Source organism: Gordonia sp. 852002-10350_SCH5691597, from assembly GCF_001665715.1.
GTDB lineage: Bacteria > Actinomycetota > Actinomycetes > Mycobacteriales > Mycobacteriaceae > Gordonia > Gordonia sputi.
Genome location: NZ_LZMO01000058.1, coordinates 1 through 16,884 on the forward strand (window position 1 = coordinate 1; position 16,884 = coordinate 16,884).

At 66.8% G+C, this 16,884-nt stretch carries 7 protein-coding genes and 2 pseudogenes; 7 read left to right on the top strand and 2 right to left on the bottom strand.

Annotated features, from left to right (window positions below; genetic code table 11):
• The first annotated feature begins 289 nt into the window (after window positions 1–289).
• From A5777_RS04190 to A5777_RS04200, 3 genes are all read left to right on the top strand, one after another.
• On the top strand, window positions 290–1,909 hold the full coding sequence (locus A5777_RS04190; RefSeq protein ID WP_231894934.1) for an HNH endonuclease signature motif containing protein: 1,620 nt from the start codon (window positions 290–292) through the stop codon (window positions 1,907–1,909).
• A 108-nt stretch (window positions 1,910–2,017) separates the two neighbouring features.
• The gene (locus tag A5777_RS04195) at window positions 2,018–4,015 is read left to right on the top strand and encodes a galactan 5-O-arabinofuranosyltransferase (RefSeq protein WP_005208193.1); all 1,998 of its coding nucleotides are present in this window, start codon (window positions 2,018–2,020) and stop codon (window positions 4,013–4,015) included.
• Window positions 4,012–4,764, top strand: a complete 753-nt coding sequence (locus A5777_RS04200; RefSeq protein WP_005208195.1) for an MBL fold metallo-hydrolase — start codon at window positions 4,012–4,014, stop codon at window positions 4,762–4,764. Before A5777_RS04195 ends, A5777_RS04200 begins: the two co-directional genes overlap by 4 nt.
• A gap of 67 nt (window positions 4,765–4,831) precedes the next feature.
• Here the strand turns inward: A5777_RS04200 and A5777_RS04205 are convergent.
• Window positions 4,832–5,703 (bottom strand): annotated as a pseudogene (locus tag A5777_RS04205) (SAM-dependent methyltransferase).
• On the bottom strand, window positions 5,703–6,164 hold the full coding sequence (gene aroQ, locus A5777_RS04210) for a type II 3-dehydroquinate dehydratase (RefSeq protein ID WP_039856717.1): 462 nt from the start codon (window positions 6,162–6,164) through the stop codon (window positions 5,703–5,705). Before aroQ ends, A5777_RS04205 begins: the two are co-directional and overlap by 1 nt.
• A gap of 162 nt (window positions 6,165–6,326) precedes the next feature.
• On the opposite strand from aroQ, the gene A5777_RS04215 reads away from it, so the two are divergent.
• From A5777_RS04215 to A5777_RS25235, 4 genes and pseudogenes are all read left to right on the top strand, one after another.
• Window positions 6,327–9,692, top strand: coding sequence for an arabinosyltransferase domain-containing protein (locus A5777_RS04215; protein WP_064861727.1), 3,366 nt, complete (start codon window positions 6,327–6,329; stop codon window positions 9,690–9,692).
• 63 nt (window positions 9,693–9,755) lie between these two features.
• On the top strand, window positions 9,756–13,121 hold the full coding sequence (locus tag A5777_RS04220) for an arabinosyltransferase domain-containing protein (protein WP_082933538.1): 3,366 nt from the start codon (window positions 9,756–9,758) through the stop codon (window positions 13,119–13,121).
• Entirely contained in the window at window positions 13,111–16,479 is a 3,369-nt protein-coding gene (locus A5777_RS04225) for an arabinosyltransferase domain-containing protein (RefSeq protein ID WP_005208207.1), read from the top strand. Before A5777_RS04220 ends, A5777_RS04225 begins: the two co-directional genes overlap by 11 nt.
• Before the next feature lie 200 nt (window positions 16,480–16,679).
• Window positions 16,680–16,884 (top strand): annotated as a pseudogene (locus A5777_RS25235) (VIT1/CCC1 transporter family protein); the annotation flags it as partial.

Consider the following 16,884-nt stretch of genomic DNA (forward strand, 5'->3'; position numbering starts at 1 on the left):
CACGACACACCGGTCACACCAAACTCACACGTAACAGCTGGTCAGGCTGTTCCTATACCGACTTTGCCGTGACCCTGTTGGTATACCCGGCTTTACTTCTCTCAAGCCAGGCGGGCAGTAGCCGGGCTTCCATGTAGCGCAGCGTCACAGACATCAGACCAGCCTCTCACGCCGCCACGCCGCCACGCCGCCACGCCGCCACGCCGCCACGCCGAGCGAATCAGACCCGATCTACCTGCAACTATCGCGGGCGGACAGAATTGTCAGACCTCGAATGTATGTTCTAGATATGGCTCACGATGACCCCGACCCGGATGACGCCCTCAGCCGCGCCGATGACGTGGAGACCTCGGGCGTCGAATCCTTGCTGACCCAGCTCGCCGACGACGAACGCCTCTACTCACGCGAACTCGTCGAGGTGCTTTTCCACACCAACGCGATCAAGGCGTGCGCCGACTATCGCATGCTGCAAGCCGCAATCCTGCTGTACGAAGAACGCGAGGCCGAATACCTCCAGCGCATCGACGCTGAAATCGGAACCGGCGAGCACGCCGTCCCCGACGGCTGTACCGACCCCGAACAGCTCGCCGCACTCCTGACTCAGAACAACCAGAACCCGCTGGCCCGCTTCGGCCCTGACGGCCTGACCACAGCCATCGCCGAACTTGGCGCCACCCTCTGTCTCACGCCCGCCCACGCCAAGAAGATGATCGAAACCGGTGCCGCCCTGCGCTACCGACTCCCCAAAACCGCGCGGTTTCTCGCCACTGGCCGCATCGACCTACCCCGCTTCCACGACGTCGTCGCCCGCACCGACAACGTCGACGACGCCCACCTCGACGCCGTCGACACCGCACTCGCTGCAGCGATCGGAGCGCGGGAACCCATGTCGCTCACCCGATTCCGCACCATGATCGATGCCACCATCGAATGCGTCGACCCCGACGGCGCCGCCCGCCGCCGCGAGACTGCCACCAGCCGCCGCTACCTCGGAATCCGCCCCCACCGCGACGAACCCGGCCAATCGAAGATCGACGGCCAACTCCCCGCCAGCGCGGCAGCCATCCTCGATACACGCCTCGAAGACATGATCGTCAACATCCACCCCGACGACCCCCGCACCCACGCCCAACAGCGCGCCGACGCGCTCACCGCCCTCGCACAGGGATTGCCCACCCTGCCCTGCGACTGCCCGGAGTGCCACACCTTACGCACTCGCGCCGAGAACGGCACCCAGAACCAGCCCCCAACTCCTGCTGACTCTGCTGCACTCGCGCCGCGGCCGATGTTCCACATCGTGGTCAATCTCTCGACCCTCCTCGGCCACGACAACAACCCCGCCTTCCTCGACGGCCACGGCCTCATCGACGCCGACACCGCCCGCGCACTACTCACCGAGGCCAAACGCAACTACATCCACCCCGACCACGAAGCATCCGCCCGCGCCGTCCACCGATACCCGATACCCAAGAAGCTCGCCGCTCTGGTCAAGGCCGGTGAACTCTGCTGCACCTTCCCCGGCTGCACCAACAAAGTCGCCAGCGCCGACGTCGACCATGCCAAGCCGTTCAACCACGGCAATCCGAAAGCCGGTGGACTCACCGAGCGCGCCAACCTGCGCCCGCTGTGCCGCTTCCACCACCGCCACAAAACCTTCGCAGTCGGCTGGCGCGACCATCAGACCCCCATGGGCCGCGCCATCTTCCGGTCCCCGGGCGGCTACCACTTCGTCGGCAACGCGTACAACGGTCGCGACCTCTTCCCCGCCCTCGACGAGCCCGATCGCCCAGACCGACGCATCCCCGGACGGCTTGCCGCCGCTCATAGCGCGCGCATCGGACAACACCGCGCCGACACCCGCGCCTGGCGGCTCGCCAACGACCCCGACACCGGCGACCCGCCCTTCTGACCCACGCCCGCACGAGCGCCAGCCCCCAGACACCGTCTCGGGGGCCACACGCCGTCGCGCCGCGGCGTCCGGCGTGGGTCAGTACGGCCCCCTGCTAGAAATAGACGCGTGACGTCAACGCAGAGCCCGACCACCGACGACTCGAGTCCACAGGCTTCTGCGACCCCTCAGCGTCGAGTGAATCGCCACGTCCGGACACTGATCGACCTGGTCATCGCGGTGATCGTCGGGGCGATCGTGGCCTTGGTCGCTCTCAAGGCCATCGACTCGGTGCAGTGGCCCGCGTTCAACTCGTCGAACGTCACCCGGTCGCTCACCACGGCGGGCCAGGTGGTGGCCGTGGCGATCCTGGTGATCGCTGCGCTGCTGTACCGCTACGGCAAAGCGCGGTGGCTGGTCACCCTACTGTCGACCGCGGGCATCTCCGGGCTGGTCACGGTCACGCTCGGGATGCCGCTCGGGGCGACCCGCCTCTACCTCTTCGGACTCTCCGCCGACCAGCAGTTCCGCACCGAATACCTGACCCGGCTCACCAGCAGTCCGCACCTCGCGGACATGACCTATCTGCACCTGGCTCCCTACTATCCGGCGGGATGGTTCTGGGGCGGCGGCCGCTATGCGTCGTTGATGGGTCTGCCCGGCTGGGAGGCGTTCAAACCGTGGGCAATCCTCTCGATGGCGGTCGCCGCGGCGATCGGAGTGGTGCTCTGGACTCGCATGGTGCGCGCCGACCGCGGCATCGCGACAGCGCTCGCCGTCACCGTCGTGACGCTGATGTACGCGGGTCCCGAACCGTACGCGGCGGTGCTGATCATGATCGGCGTCCCGATGCTGATCCCCATGCTCTACGGTCTGCGCGGTCGTTCCCGGCACGCCGACGGCCCGACGGCCTCACTGCGCTCCGGCACGAGTTGGGCAGCGGTGGTGGCAACCGGCCTCTTTCTCGGTCTGAGCGCAACCTTCTACACGCTCTACACGGGACTGTTCGCGGGCGTCGCGATCCTGATGGCATTTGCGCTCATCGTTCACGGCTGGGTCAACGCCTCCAACAAGGCGCTACCCCGCGAAGAAGTGTCGAAAACCCGACGCGGCCTCGTCCTGGCTGTGTTCGGGCGGCTGGTGGTGATGGGTGTCATCTCCGGGCTCATCGCAATGACCGTGTGGGCTCCCTACCTCCTCGCTCGATTGCGCAGTGAGCCCGCGAGCGGCGGCACCGCCGAACACTATCTGCCAGAACGCGGTTCGTTCTTGCCGTGGCCGATGTTCCACCTCAGCCTGGTCGGCGCGATCACGTTCATCGGCCTGGTCTGGATTCTGCTCCGATTCCGCCAACGCACCATCGCCGCGGCCCTGGGCGTCACGGTCGTCGGCATCTACCTGATGAGTCTGCTCTCGATGCTGGCAACTGCCGCGGGCACGACGCTGCTCGGCTTTCGACTCGAACCCATCCTCGTCGCGGTGCTCGCGGCGGCGGGAGTGTTCGGCGTCGTCGAGCTTGCCCACTGGGCCGTCGGCAGATTCGGTGACGTGCGCGTCGTGGTCGGGGTACTCGCAGCCCTTGCGGCAATCGCTGTGGCGCAGAGCATTCCGGCCTATCTCTCCAACGAGATCACGACCGCCTACACCGACACCGACGGTTACGGAGACCGTGCCGACAAGCGTCCACCCGGCGCCGAGTCGTACTACCCGCAGATCGACAAGCTCATCGGCGAGAAGACCGGACGCCCGGCGACCGACAACGTCGTCCTCACGGCCGACTACGGATTCCTCTCGGTCTACCCGTACTGGGGCTTCCAGGGACTCACCTCGCACTACGCAAACCCGTTGGCGGAGTTCGACAAACGAGCCGCAACCATCGAGACCTGGTCCAAGGCGTCGTCGGCCGACGACCTCGTCCGCCAACTCGACGCCGCGCCCTGGACCCCGCCGAACGTCTTCCTGTTCCGCTATTCCGCCGACGGCTACGCACTACGCCTCGCCGCAGACGTCTATCCGAACGATCCAAACGTCAAGCGCTACACGGTGACATTCGACCCGAACCTCTTCAACGACCCACGTTTCGAGGTCACCGACGTCGGACCGTTCGTTCTGGTGGTGCGCAAGTGAGCGCCTTCGAGATCACCGAGGTCGACGCCACGTCGTCGACGGCGTATCTGGTGCACACACCCGCGGTGAATTGGGTTCTGCTGCGCGACGATTCGGGCATCACACTGATAGACGGCGGATATCCGGGCAACGCCGACGACGTGGTGGCGTCGATCGAGTCGATCGGCGCACACCCCACCGACATCAGAGCCGCACTGCTCACCCACGCTCACGTCGACCACATCGGAGGGCTGGCGAAGCTGGTGGACCGCTTCGGCTTCCCGGTATTCGTCGACCCCGCCGAAGTGCCACACGCACACCGCGACCTCCTGCAGCAGGCGGGTCCACTCGACATCGCCGCGGTCGCGTGGCAGCCACGCGCGTGGCGATGGCTGGCGATGGTCACACTTCTCGGCGTACTCAGCCGGGCCGGAATCGCCACCGCACAACCCTTTTCGACCGACGTCGCCCTCGACCTCCCCGGTCGGCCACAGCCGGTGGTTGCTCGCGGCCACACCGACGGGCACAGCGCTTTCCTCGTCGCCGACGGCGCGGTACTCGTCTCGGGCGACGCTCTGATCAGCGGCCATCCGCTCTCTGGACACCAAGGGCCGCAGCTACTCCCGCGCTTCTTCAACCACGACGACGCCGCGACCCGACGCAGCGTCGAATCGTTCACCGACCTCGACGCGACAGTGCTCTTCCCCGGACACGGACCTCGCCTCGACGGCCCCGTCGCCGAGCTGGCCCGAGAAGCCCTGGCTCGATAAACCCCGGCTCGATAAACCCCGGCACGATAACCCGGGCGCGAAAACCCCCGGCGCGCTGAGCAATCCGTCAGGAGCGGTCGATCGTCCCGTGGCCGCGTTGGCGTCGTACACCCGACAGCAGCGTCGCGGACTCTTGCGCGTCGGCGGTCTCGGACAGCGAACGCCCATGAGCGGCAAGCACGTCGCGCGTCTTTGACAGCTCGCAGTTCCACCCGGCAGCGTCGAGATGCTGCGCGACGTCAACATCGCTACGCCACAACTTCCGCACCTCCGCAAACGGGTCGGCAGCAGAAGGACCAGCGGAATCGTCGACAACCGACGACGCCGCGCGGCGCACGGTCACCCCGATCCGTGAGCCGGATTCGGATGCCGCGGTGATGCCCTCGATCACGCGTAGACCGAGTTCGTCGGGCAGGTACACGAACAGCCCCTCGGCGAGCCACGCCGACGGTAGATCTGCCCGAAAACCCTTGCTCTGGAGGGCACGCAGCCAGTCATCAGCCAGATCGGAAGCCACCACGCGACGTTCGACGGTCGGCGCAAGACCCGACTGCGCGACGAGGTCCTCCTTGACCTCGACCACCGACGGCCTGTCGACCTCGAAAAGCGTTGCTCCCGAACCGAAATCGAGCCGAAATCCCCGACCGTCCAGCCCCGAACCAAGGATCACGAACTGCGTGATCCCGTCGGCGACGGCATCAGCGAACACCTCGTCGAGGACACCGTGCGCGCGACGATCCAGTCGTACATCGCTCGGATCTTGTCCGAACCGCCTCCATCGGCGCCGTCGCGTCCACCGAATTCGGAGCCACGGGGCTGGATTCGTGCGATCGCCTCGGCCAGCGGGTCGTCGAACAATGCGTCGTCCCTCGACGACTCGACAGCTCGCGCCCACGCGACACCCAGCGCCGTCCGTCCGAGATCGTCGAGGTCAGCCATCAGCCCAGGACCTCCACGAGGCGTCGAATCGCGAACTCATAGCCGCGGATGCCGTAGCCGATGATCACTCCCGAGGCGAGCGGCGACACGAACGAGTGGTGACGGAACTCCTCACGCTTGTGCACATTGCTGATGTGCACCTCCATGATCGGAACGTCGGGGATCACGAGCGCGTCGGCCAGCGCGACCGACGTATGCGTCCACGCAGCCGGGTTGATGACGATTCCGCTGATATTGCCGCGCGCCTCGTGCAGCCAGTCGATCATCTCGCCCTCGTGGTTGGTCTGCGCCGCCCGCAGGCCGTAACCGAGTTCACCGGCGGTGCGTTCGGCGAGTTCGACGACGTCGGCGAGCGTCGCCGAGCCGTACACCTCGGGCTGTCGAATCCCGAGCGTGTTCAGGTTGGGCCCATTCAACAGCAGGATCGGCAGCGGTTCGGTTCCCGTGGCGTCGGTCGACATGGTTGCAAGCCTATCCACCGGCACCGGCCACGCGTCCATACTCTCCACCGCCGACACCCACGAAACCGCCACACCCACGACACCGCCAGACCCACGAGCGCGTCAGACGCACGAGTGACCGAGAGTTCGCGACGTCGCACACGGCCGTTAGGATCACTGCTTGTGCAATCGCAGACCGTGAGACGAGCGAAACTCATCGCGATCGTCACCGGCCTGCTCGGAGTATTCCTCGCGCTCGCCACGCCGCTGATGCCGGTCAAGCAGACCACGGCGGAGATCAACTGGCCCTCCACCGGCAGCGTCGAATCCAGCGAGATCGGATCGGTCTCGGCACCACTCATCTCGTACGTCCCGATCGACCTCGACGTCTCGGTTCCGTGTTCGGCAGCCGAACGGCTCGGCGCCGACGATTCGGTCTTGCTGTCGACGACCCCCAAGCAGGCGGCGAAGTCTGCTGAGCGCGGTCTGTTCATCCGCCGCACCGGCAACCCCGCCGACTCGCCGGACAAGCAGAGCATCGAAGTCGTCGTGCGCAACGTGCCGCTGGTGTCGGCCACGCTCGCCGACATGCGTTCGCAGGGATGCCGTGACATCGTCGTCCACGCCGACTCCGACGCCGTGACCGCCGAGTTCGTCGGAATGACGGCACCAGCAGGCCAGTCCGCCTCCGGCAGTACCGCGCTGATGGGGACCACCAAGGGCCGCGAATCGCAGAGCTATAGCTCCGACCAGCGCCCACAGGTCACCGGACTCTTCACCGACCTGTCCGGAGCGGCGTCGGAACTCCCCGGGCTGCGCGCACACGTGACCATCGACTCGCGCTATTCGACGGCCCCGACGATCCTCAAATGGCTCGTACTGATCGTCGGTATCGTGTGCACCCTGTTGTCGTTGTCGGCGCTTGCCGTTCTCGATTCGACGGACGGCCGCAAGCATCGTCGAATCTTCCCTGCGAAGTGGTGGCGACTCAATGCCCGCGACTACGTGGTGATCGGCGCCCTGATCATCTGGCACTTCATCGGACCCAACACGTCCGACGACGGCTACCTGCTGACGATGTCGCGGGTCGCGCAGAACAGTGAGTACACGGCCAACTACTTCCGCTGGTTCGGTGCACCGGAGGCGCCATTCGGCTGGTATTACGAGGTCTTCGGCCTGATGAGCCATATCTCGCTCGCCAGCCCGTGGGTGCGCATACCGGCCCTGCTGTGCGGAATCGCGTCGTGGTTGATCGTCAGCCACGAGGTGCTGCCACGACTCGGCCGCGCCGCGATCAGCCGACCCGTCGTCGGCTGGACCGCCGCGTTCGTCTTCCTCGCATCGTGGTTCCCGTTCGACAACGGTCTGCGACCGGAACCGATCATCGCGCTCGGCGCGCTACTGACCTGGTGTTCGGTCGAGCGCGCAATCGCGACCGGACGCATCCTCCCCGCCGCGATCGCGTGTCTGATCGGCGCGTTCAGCCTCGCCGCGGGTCCGACAGGCCTGCTCGCGGTTGCCGCGCTCATCGCGGGAGCGAGACCGATCATCTTGGCCCTGATCAAACGTGCGCGCGCGATCGGCGGCGGATTCTGGTCGTACGCAGCGCTGCTCGCACCGGTTCTCGCCTCCGGGACGTTCGTCATCTTCGTGGTCTTCTCCAACCTGACGCTGCGTGCGTTCTCCGACTCGTCGAAGATGAAGACCGCATTGGGGCCGTCGGCACACTGGTACAACGAGATCGACCGGTACTCGTCGCTGTTCGCGTTCTCGGCCGATGGTTCGATCGCCCGACGCTTCGCCGTCCTCGCGATGATCCTCGGCATGGTGGTCTCGGCAGCGGTGCTCATCCGCAAGTCGCGCATCCCCGGAACGGCCGTCGGCCCTGCTCGACGCATCGTCGGCATCACATTCGCGTCGCTGGTGTTCCTGATGTTTACGCCGACCAAATGGACGCACCACTTCGGCGTGTTCGCCGGACTTGCCGCGGCTTTGGCTGCCATCGCCGCCATCGCCGCGAGCAACAAGGCCATGCATTCCCGGCGCAACCGCACCCTGTTCGCAGCACTCGTGCTGTTCATCGCGGGCTTGGCGTTCACGGCACCCAACTCGTACTACTACGCGTCGGCGTGGGGTATGCCGTGGGGCGTCGGCCAGGTCGACTTGGGATTCTCGGTGAGCAATGCGCTGCTCTACCTCTCGCTGCTGCTGTTGTTGCTCGCTCTGTGGTTCCACTTCCGCGAGCCGTTCACCGGAACAGATCCCCAAGGCGCCACGCCCGGAGAGACCGACACCGGACGGCGCTGGTACCGCAGGGCGATCGATTCCGTCGCGGGCGCACCCCTCGCGTACGTGGCAGCCGCCGTGGTGATCTTCGAACTCGTCACGGCAGGATTCGCTGCGGTCAACCAGTCGTCGTCGTTCTCGGTTCCACGCTCGAACATCGAGGCCCTCGCGGGCAAACAGTGCGGCATGGCCGACAAGGTGTGGGTGGAACGCAACCCCAACGACCACATGCTCTCGCCCGTCGACCCGACCCTGACCGACCCCCTCGCGGGCCCATCGACCGTCCAACCCGACGCATCCCGGCCTGCGACAACAGGATTCACGTCGAACAGCGTTCCCGAGGACCTCACCACTCAGGCGAGCGCCGGCTCGCTGGGCGTGCTCGCAGGCAACGCGACGTCGACCAACGACGTCCTCACCGCCAACAGTGGCGGAACCGGCGGTGGAGAGCTCTCGACGGCCGGGGTCAACGGCAGCCACGCACGTCTGCCGTTCATGCTCGACCCGGCACGCACACCCGTCGAGGGCAGTTATTCGACGACCGATCAGGTTCCCGCCCGCCTCACCTCGGGCTGGTACGCACTGCCCGCCGACTACAAGAAGCAGCCGCTGCTGACCTTCTCGGTCGCCGGACGCTACGACAACCCGAACCTCCTGCTGGAGTACACAACCGACCCCGTCGGGTCGTCGACCCGCGACGCCGACCTCAAGCCCACCGGCGAGACCGAGATGATCGACCCGGGACCGCAACCGTCGTGGCGCAACGTCCGCATCACCACGTCGTCGCTTCCCGACAACCTCTCCGCGGTGCGGATCGTCGCCAACGACGACAATCTCTCGGCCGATCGGTTCATCGTGGTGACCCCACCGCGACTGCCTCACATGGAGACACTGCAAGAGGTTGTCGGCAGTGAGGACCCGGTGCACGTCGACTGGACGTCGGGGCTGGTCTTCCCGTGCCAGCGGCCGTTCACCCACCACTACGGCGTCGCTGAGATCCCGAAGTGGCGTATCAGGCCCGGCGCCGACCTCGCCGCGGCCGTCTCGGCGTGGCAGGACTCCTACGGTGGCGGTCCGCTGGGGTGGCTCGAGGTGTCGCAGCAGCCCGAGACCCTCGCGACCTATCTGCAGGGTGACATCGGCCGCGACTGGGGCGCCCTCGAGCGCTACCAGCCCTACGGAGACGTGACGACCCGCGCACCCATCACCACGGGCACCGCAACGCGCAGCGGATTGTGGAGCCCCGCCCCGATCAGGCACTGACCCACAACCCCTGATCGCGGCACCGGGCGGGCGGTGGGACGTGATCGCCTAACATCAGTGACCGTGCCTGCGACAGCCCCGCCAGCCGAGTCCGATGCTTCGCCACCGGCAGAGAAGTCGACGATCGGCTCGCGTCGCACCGTCGGGCTGGTCGCCACGGTCTCCGGCCTACTGGGCGCTGTGCTGTGTCTGCTGATCGGGTTCCTGCCCGTACACAGCACCGACGCATCGTTCTCCTGGCCGCAGGGTCAACAACTCGCGTCGACGACGTCGTCGGTCACCGCGCCGCTGATCGCGCAGACCTCGCAATCGCTGGACGTCCGCATCCCGTGCCGCGTGCTCGCCGACGCACCCGCGGGCAAGTCGACGCTCATCATGTCGACGATGGCAGTCTCCGCGCAGGACTCCAAGGCCTCTGCCCTCTACGTGACCGCGGGCGACACCGTGACCGCGACCTTCCGCAACTCCGTCGCGGCGTCGGCGCCGAGAGCCGATCTGGGGCGCTGTAGCGAACTGCACGTCTGGTCGTCGCCGGACGGTCCCGGCGCACAGTTCGTCGGCCTCGGTGCCGCCACAACCCTCGAGCCCGACAAGCGCCCTCAGATCGACGGCGTGTTCAGCGACCTGACGCCCGACCAGGCACGGGCGGCCGCTGATGCGGGGATGCGGGTCGACATCCGCATCGACAATCGCTACGAGAGTTCGCCGACGACGCTCAAGCTCGTTCTGATGGTGCTGGCGGTGCTCGCGGTGATCGTCTCGCTCGTCGCACTCTTCCTGCTCGACCGGATGAGCGACGACGTCCGGCACCGACCTCGACGCCGCACCGGATGGCTGCGCCTCCTGCGTCCCCGCGCCACCGACCTGACGGTCACCGCGGTGCTGGTGATCTGGTTGTTCCTCGGCGCGGGCAGCCCCGACGACGGGTACATCCTGAATATGGGGCGCACGGCGTCGTCGTTCGGTTATCTCGCCAACTACTACCGCTGGTACGGCATCCCCGAGGCTCCATTCGACTGGTACTACTCGTTCCTGGCGCACTGGTCGTCGATCTCGCCGTCGATCCTGTGGATGCACATCCCCGCACTGATCGCGGGACTCGCCTCGTGGTTCGTACTGAGTCGAATCCTGTTGCCCCGACTGGGTTCTGCTGTTCGACGTAGCGGCTGGGCGCAGTGGTCTGCAGCCCTCGTCTTCACCGCGTTCTGGCTCCCGTTCTGCTCCGGTCTGCGTCCCGAGGGAATCATCGTGCTGGGCTCGCTGCTCACGTGGTGGGCGGCCGAACACACTCTGGCAACACGCAAACTGTTCCCGGGAGCCATCGCGGCGGGTCTCGCGGCATTCACGCTTGCCCTTGCGCCACAGGGCATCATCGGCGTCGCGATCCTGATTGCCTCCTCCCGCGCACTGCTGCACGTACTGCTCGTGCGCAGGCGCTCCGACGGGCTGCTCCCCCTGCTCGCACCGACCATCGCCGCCGGACTTCTCGTGTTGGTCGTCGTGTTCCGCGACCAGACGATCGCCACGGTGGTCGAGGCGATCCGCGTCCGCTACGTCGTCGGACCCGTCATCGGTTGGTATCAGGAGTATCTGCGCTACTACTTCATCTCCGTCGTCACCGACGACGGAGCGCTCACCCGCCGTGTCCCCGTACTGCTGCTGTTGGCGGGACTGGTCGTCACAGTCGCAGTGATGTTGCGGCGCGGGCGAATTGCCGGTGTCCACGCCGGTCCCACGTGGCGACTGATCGGCGCCATCGGCGTCACCCTTGTGCTGTTCGCCTTCATCCCGACGAAGTGGACGATCCAGTTCGGCGTCTTCGCGGGACTCGCCGCCGCGATCGCAGCGATCGCGACTCTGGCTGTCGCGCAATCTGCCGCACGCTCGGCACGGAATCTGACGGTCTTCGTCTCGGGACTGTTCTTCGCCCTCGCCGCCGCGATGGCCGGCTACAACGCCTGGCCATTCGCCTACGAATACGGCATCTCGTGGTTCGACCGCGCCCCGATCATCGCGGGCAGACCGGTGTCGACGCTGTTCCTGATCCTGGCCGTGATCGCCGCCGGAATCGCGGTGTGGCAGCACCTTCGACTCGATTATGTTGAGAACAAGGGACTTTCGCATACGACCGACGGACCCGGCGAGTCGCGGGCCGATCGTCGACGACTCTTCCTCGCCTCGTCGCCCATCGCTCTGATCGCCGGCCTCATGGTGATCGCGGAGTTGCTGGTGTTCGCCAAAGCGGTCGCATCGCGCTATCCCGCGACCACGGTGTTCGCCGAGAACGTGAACACGCTGCGCGGCAACAACTGTGGCATGGCCGACGACGTGCTCGTCGAATCCGATCCCAACACCGGAATGCTTCGACCCGCCGACGGACGGACTGCGACACAGGCACTCTCGGGAGCCACAAGCGGACCGGATGCTGCCGTCGGATTCTCCCCCAACGGCATCCCCGACGATCTCTCGCCGGAGCCGGGCAGTCAGCGCCCCGGCCAGATGAACGTGGCGGCAAGCCCCGCACGACCGTTCTCGATCACGGGCGGATTGGGCGCAGGCACCACGGGTGGCCGCGGACCCGAAACCGTCAACGGGTCGACAGTCGCACTCCCCTACGGACTCGATCCCGCGACGACGCCGGTCCTCGGTAGCTACGGCTACGCGGGCGAGGCCCGACTCACCACCGACTGGTACGACCTGCCCGCCGATCGTGCCGCGACCCCGCTGCTCGTCGTCTCGGCCGCGGGTGCGATTTCGACGGTGGATACCTTCGGGGTCACGAACTTCGGGCAGAAACTCGTTGTCCAGTTCGGCACCAGGGGACCCGACGGGTCGTTCACCCAGATCGGACCCGACATCCTCCCGATCGATCCCGGGCCGGTCATCTCCAACCGGCCGTGGCGCAACCTGCGCGTACCCATGAGTGCTGCGCCACCGAGAGCGTCGGCGATGCGAATGTCGCTGTTGGACAACAACCTCGGGCAGTACCAGTTCATCGGGATCACACCGCCGCGAGCACCACGCCTACAGACCCTTCAGCAGGTCGTCGGGTCCCAGACCCCCACGCTGATCGACTTCATGGTCGCCGCGCACTTCCCGTGCCAGCAACCGATGCGGGTGACCAACGGGGTGGCGGAGATCCCACGCTGGCGCATCCTGCCCGACTACCCCTTCGCCAACTCGCAATCGAAGACCTGGCAGGCGGGAGTCGACGGCGGACTTCTCGGCATCTCGGAGACCACGACGGCCGCACAGGCCGTCCCGACGTATCTCAAGGACGATTGGACGCGGGAATGGGGTGCGCTGGAACGACTTTCACCGCTCACCCCGGACGCACCGTCAGCACAGCTACAGACGTCACAGATCACCCGCTGGGGTTGGTCACACGATGGTTCGATCAGGGTGGAGCCGCAGTCCGATGACAACTGATCCGACACCACAGACTCCGACCGAGACCTCGGAACGCGACGAATCCACCACGCGGACGCCGCGCAATTACCGCCGGGCACAGATCATCGCGGCCGTGGCAGGAATGCTCGGTGTCCTTCTCGCAGTTGCCACTCCGCTGCTGCCGGTCACCCAGTCGACGGCGGCCCTGTCGTGGCCGCAGGGCGAGGGCGTCGGCAACGTCGCCGCACCACTCGTCTCGTTCGTTCCCGTCGACATGGATCTGCGGGTTCCGTGCTCACTGGCCCGTGACCTGCCCGCGTCGGGCGGCGTCCTGATGTCGACGACGCCCGCGGGCGGACAGGACGCCAGTGCGCGCGGACTATTCGTCCGCGCCGACGCGTCGACGCTCACCGTGACCGATCGCGACGTCGTGATCCTCTCGACCGAACGCGCAGCCGCGCAGGATAATTCGTCGTGCACCGTGTTGTTCCACGCCGACGAGCACGGGGTGAACGCGAAGATCGACGGGACGTCGGCTGGTGCGGGAAGCCTGTTGACGTACTCGACTCCCGACCACGAGATGCGCCCGCAGATCGTCGGGGTCTACACCGATCTTCCCGCCTCGGCATCGCGCGACGGCCTGTCGATGCACGCCACGATCGACACCAGATACGTGAGTTCACCGACGCCACTGAAACTGGCCGCGATCATCATCGGCATCATCATGACGCTGCTGTCGCTTGTCGCGCTCGGCGTGCTCGACTCGCGAGATGGCAGGGGCCACAGGCGATTCCTACCCGCAGGCTGGTTCACCATCCGCGGCCCCGATCTCGCGGTGCTCGCCATACTCGCGTTCTGGTGGTTGGCGGGGGCCAACACCTCCGACGACGGCTACAACTTCATCGTCGGACGCATCACCGGCGATGCGGGCTACGCCGACAACTACTTCCGCTATTTCGGTGTGCCACAGGACCCGTTCGGCTGGCACTTCCAGGTGATCGCCGCGATGACGCACGTCAGTCTCGCCACGCCGTGGATGCGCCTGCCCGCCTTCCTGCTCGGACTTCTCGGATGGTGGCTGATCTCCCGCGAGGTGATCCCGCGCCTGGGCCGAGCGGTGCGCACCAGCACTCCGGCTGTGTGGTCGGCAGCATTCGTCTATCTCGCACTCTGGTTGCCCTACAACAACGGTCTGCGGCCCGAACCTGCGGAAGCGGTCGGCGCACTCCTCACGTGGTGCTGCGTCGAACGTGCCATCGCCACACGCAGATTGCTGCCGTATGCGGTCGCCGTCGCCGTTGCGGCGTTCACCCTTGCGCTGGCTCCCGGTGGTCTCATGGCCGTGGCCGCGCTGCTCGCGGGTGTCCGTCCCATCGTGCGCACCATCGTGTCGCGACGTCGGCGCGACGGACTGCTCCCGATGCTCGCGCCGATCTTCGCGGCCGGAACCCTTGTGCTGTACGAGATCTTCGCCGACCAGCCACTGGCCCCGCTGATCGCGGGCAACAAGGTGGCCACAGATGTCGGCCCGACACTTGAGTGGTGGCAGGAGCCGATTCGCTACTACTACCTCATCCTGCCCACCGCCGACGGTACGCTCGCGCGTCGCTACGGCGTGCTGATCATGATCCTGTGCCTTGTCGTCGTGCTCCTGCGACTGCTGCGCAAACAGCATCCCAACGGCGTTGCGCGAGCACCGATCTGGCGACTGATCGCGGTCACGCTCGGCACGATGTTCTTCATCGCGTTCACTCCGACCAAGTGGACTCATCACTTCGGCGTCTACGCCGGAATCGCAGGCGGACTCGCGGCCGCCGCGGGCGCGATGATGGCGCCGACCATTCTGCGATCGCGCCGCAACCGTGCGTTCTTCGCGGCGGCGGTTCTCGCGGTCACCGGAATCTCGTTCGCGGGCACCAACGGTTGGTGGTTCGTCGGCAGCTACGGCATCCCGTGGTGGGACAGACAGCCGTCGGTCGGCGGCGTGAGCCTGTGGTGGATCTTCCTGATCGCCGCGGTGCTCACTGCGGCGGCGGGTCTGTGGTTCCACCTACGCGACGACTACACCGACGAACAGACGCGAACCGGACACTCCGAGCACTGGTACAGCAGGCTGAAGTTCTCTCCGCTGCCGGTCATTTCGGTCTGCATGGTGCTGTTCATGGTGGCATCGTTCGCGAAAGCCGCCTACGTGCAACGGGATTCATGGTCGTGGCTGAACTCCAACGCACGCGCCCTCACCGGCAACGAGTGCGGCCTTGCCAACGACGTCCTCGTCGAGGCCGACGTCAACGCAGGCATGCTCGCTCCTGCCGCCGTCGACGGCCGACCCGCGCCGAGCATCTCCGACGCCCTCGCAGGCGCGGGGCAGGGCTCTCCGGCTGCCGGGTTCACCCCGAACGGTGTGGCGAACAAGCTGTCGGTCGACGCCACGGAGGACACGGACTCATCGGGGTCGTCGGGCGCGGTGAGTTCTGCGCCGACGAACTCTTCACCGACGGGCGCGGGTTCCGACGATCGCGACCAGACAACCGACGCCTCGCAGGGCGGCACGGAGGGTGGGCAGGGCGCGCGCGGCGTCAACGGTTCCACCGTGCGGCTGCCCTTCGGACTCAATCCGGCGAGCACTCCGGTACTCGGCTCCTACGGCGCGCCGTCGGGAACGGGATCGGTGACAACCGGCTGGTACCAGGTGCCGCAACGAAGCGCCGACAAGCCGCTGCTCACGGTCGCCGTCGCGGGCTCGGTCGACGCCGTCGACGGCGATGGACTGCGCACCGACGGTCAGGACGTGACCGTCGAGTTCGGACGCGTCGGGGCCGGCGGCACGGTGCAGCGCCTGGGAACGATGTCGCCACTCGACGTCGGAACGGCTCCGACGTGGCGCAACCTCCGATTCCCACTCGCCGACGCACCGGCACAGGCGACACTCGCGCGGATCGTCGTGCGTGACACGTCCGGGGCACCGTCGGAATGGGTTGCGGTCACCCCACCGCGGGTTCCGGTCCTGCGGACGCTCAACGACGTCGTCGGAACGACCGATCCCGTCTTCATCGACTGGGTGTCGGGACTCGTCTTCCCGTGCCAGCAGCCGATGAAGGTGCGCAACGGAGTGATGCAGGTGCCGCGCTGGCGCATCATGCCCGACGCCGAGGCCACCCAGAAGAACAGCCAGACCTGGATGTCGGGGACCGCTGGCGGGCCGCTCGGTATCACCGAGGCCACGCTCATCCCCACCCTGATCCCCACGTACCTGCGCAACAACTGGGGCCGCGACTGGGGCGGACTGCAACGCTTCACCGAGGTCGACCCCGCACCCCCGGCACAGCTCGAACTCGGCACCGCGCGCCGATCCGGACTCTGGGACCCCGGCCCCATTCGGTCGAGCGGGTACTGACCGCACGCTCGGCCGCGGCGTCGGCGGGGCGCGGGCCGGCGCGGCGTCGCAAATACACGTGTTTCTGACAGATGCGCGCAAAGCTTCGCGTGCAGGTGTCAGAAACACGTGTATTTGCGGCTCGGGTCGGGCCGTTCAGCGTGGTGAGGGCATGTTCACCTTGCTTGCGCTCACGCTGTGAGCGCGCATCATTGGTGCTCATGAGCATCGACGATTCTTCGCACGCAGAGCAACCAGCACACCCGGGGAACGCGGAGCAGCCGGAGAACGCAACGCACGCAACGCACGCGGAACCCGCAACGCACGCGACGCACGCGGAACCCGCAGCGCGGTCAGCAGGCGCCGCGCGGCCGGAGCACGACCACGCCCACGGTGACGAGCCACACGCGGGGTCGCTCGCGAATC

What these genes read in the sequence shown, in the direction of transcription:
- aroQ (WP_039856717.1), bottom strand. Translation starts at nt 6,164, where the DNA reads ATGTCGACCGACGCCACGGGAACCGAACCGCTGCCGATCCTGCTGTTG.
- A5777_RS04190 (WP_231894934.1), top strand. Translation starts at nt 290, where the DNA reads ATGGCTCACGATGACCCCGACCCGGATGACGCCCTCAGCCGCGCCGAT.
- A5777_RS04225 (WP_005208207.1), top strand. Translation starts at nt 13,111, where the DNA reads ATGACAACTGATCCGACACCACAGACTCCGACCGAGACCTCGGAACGC.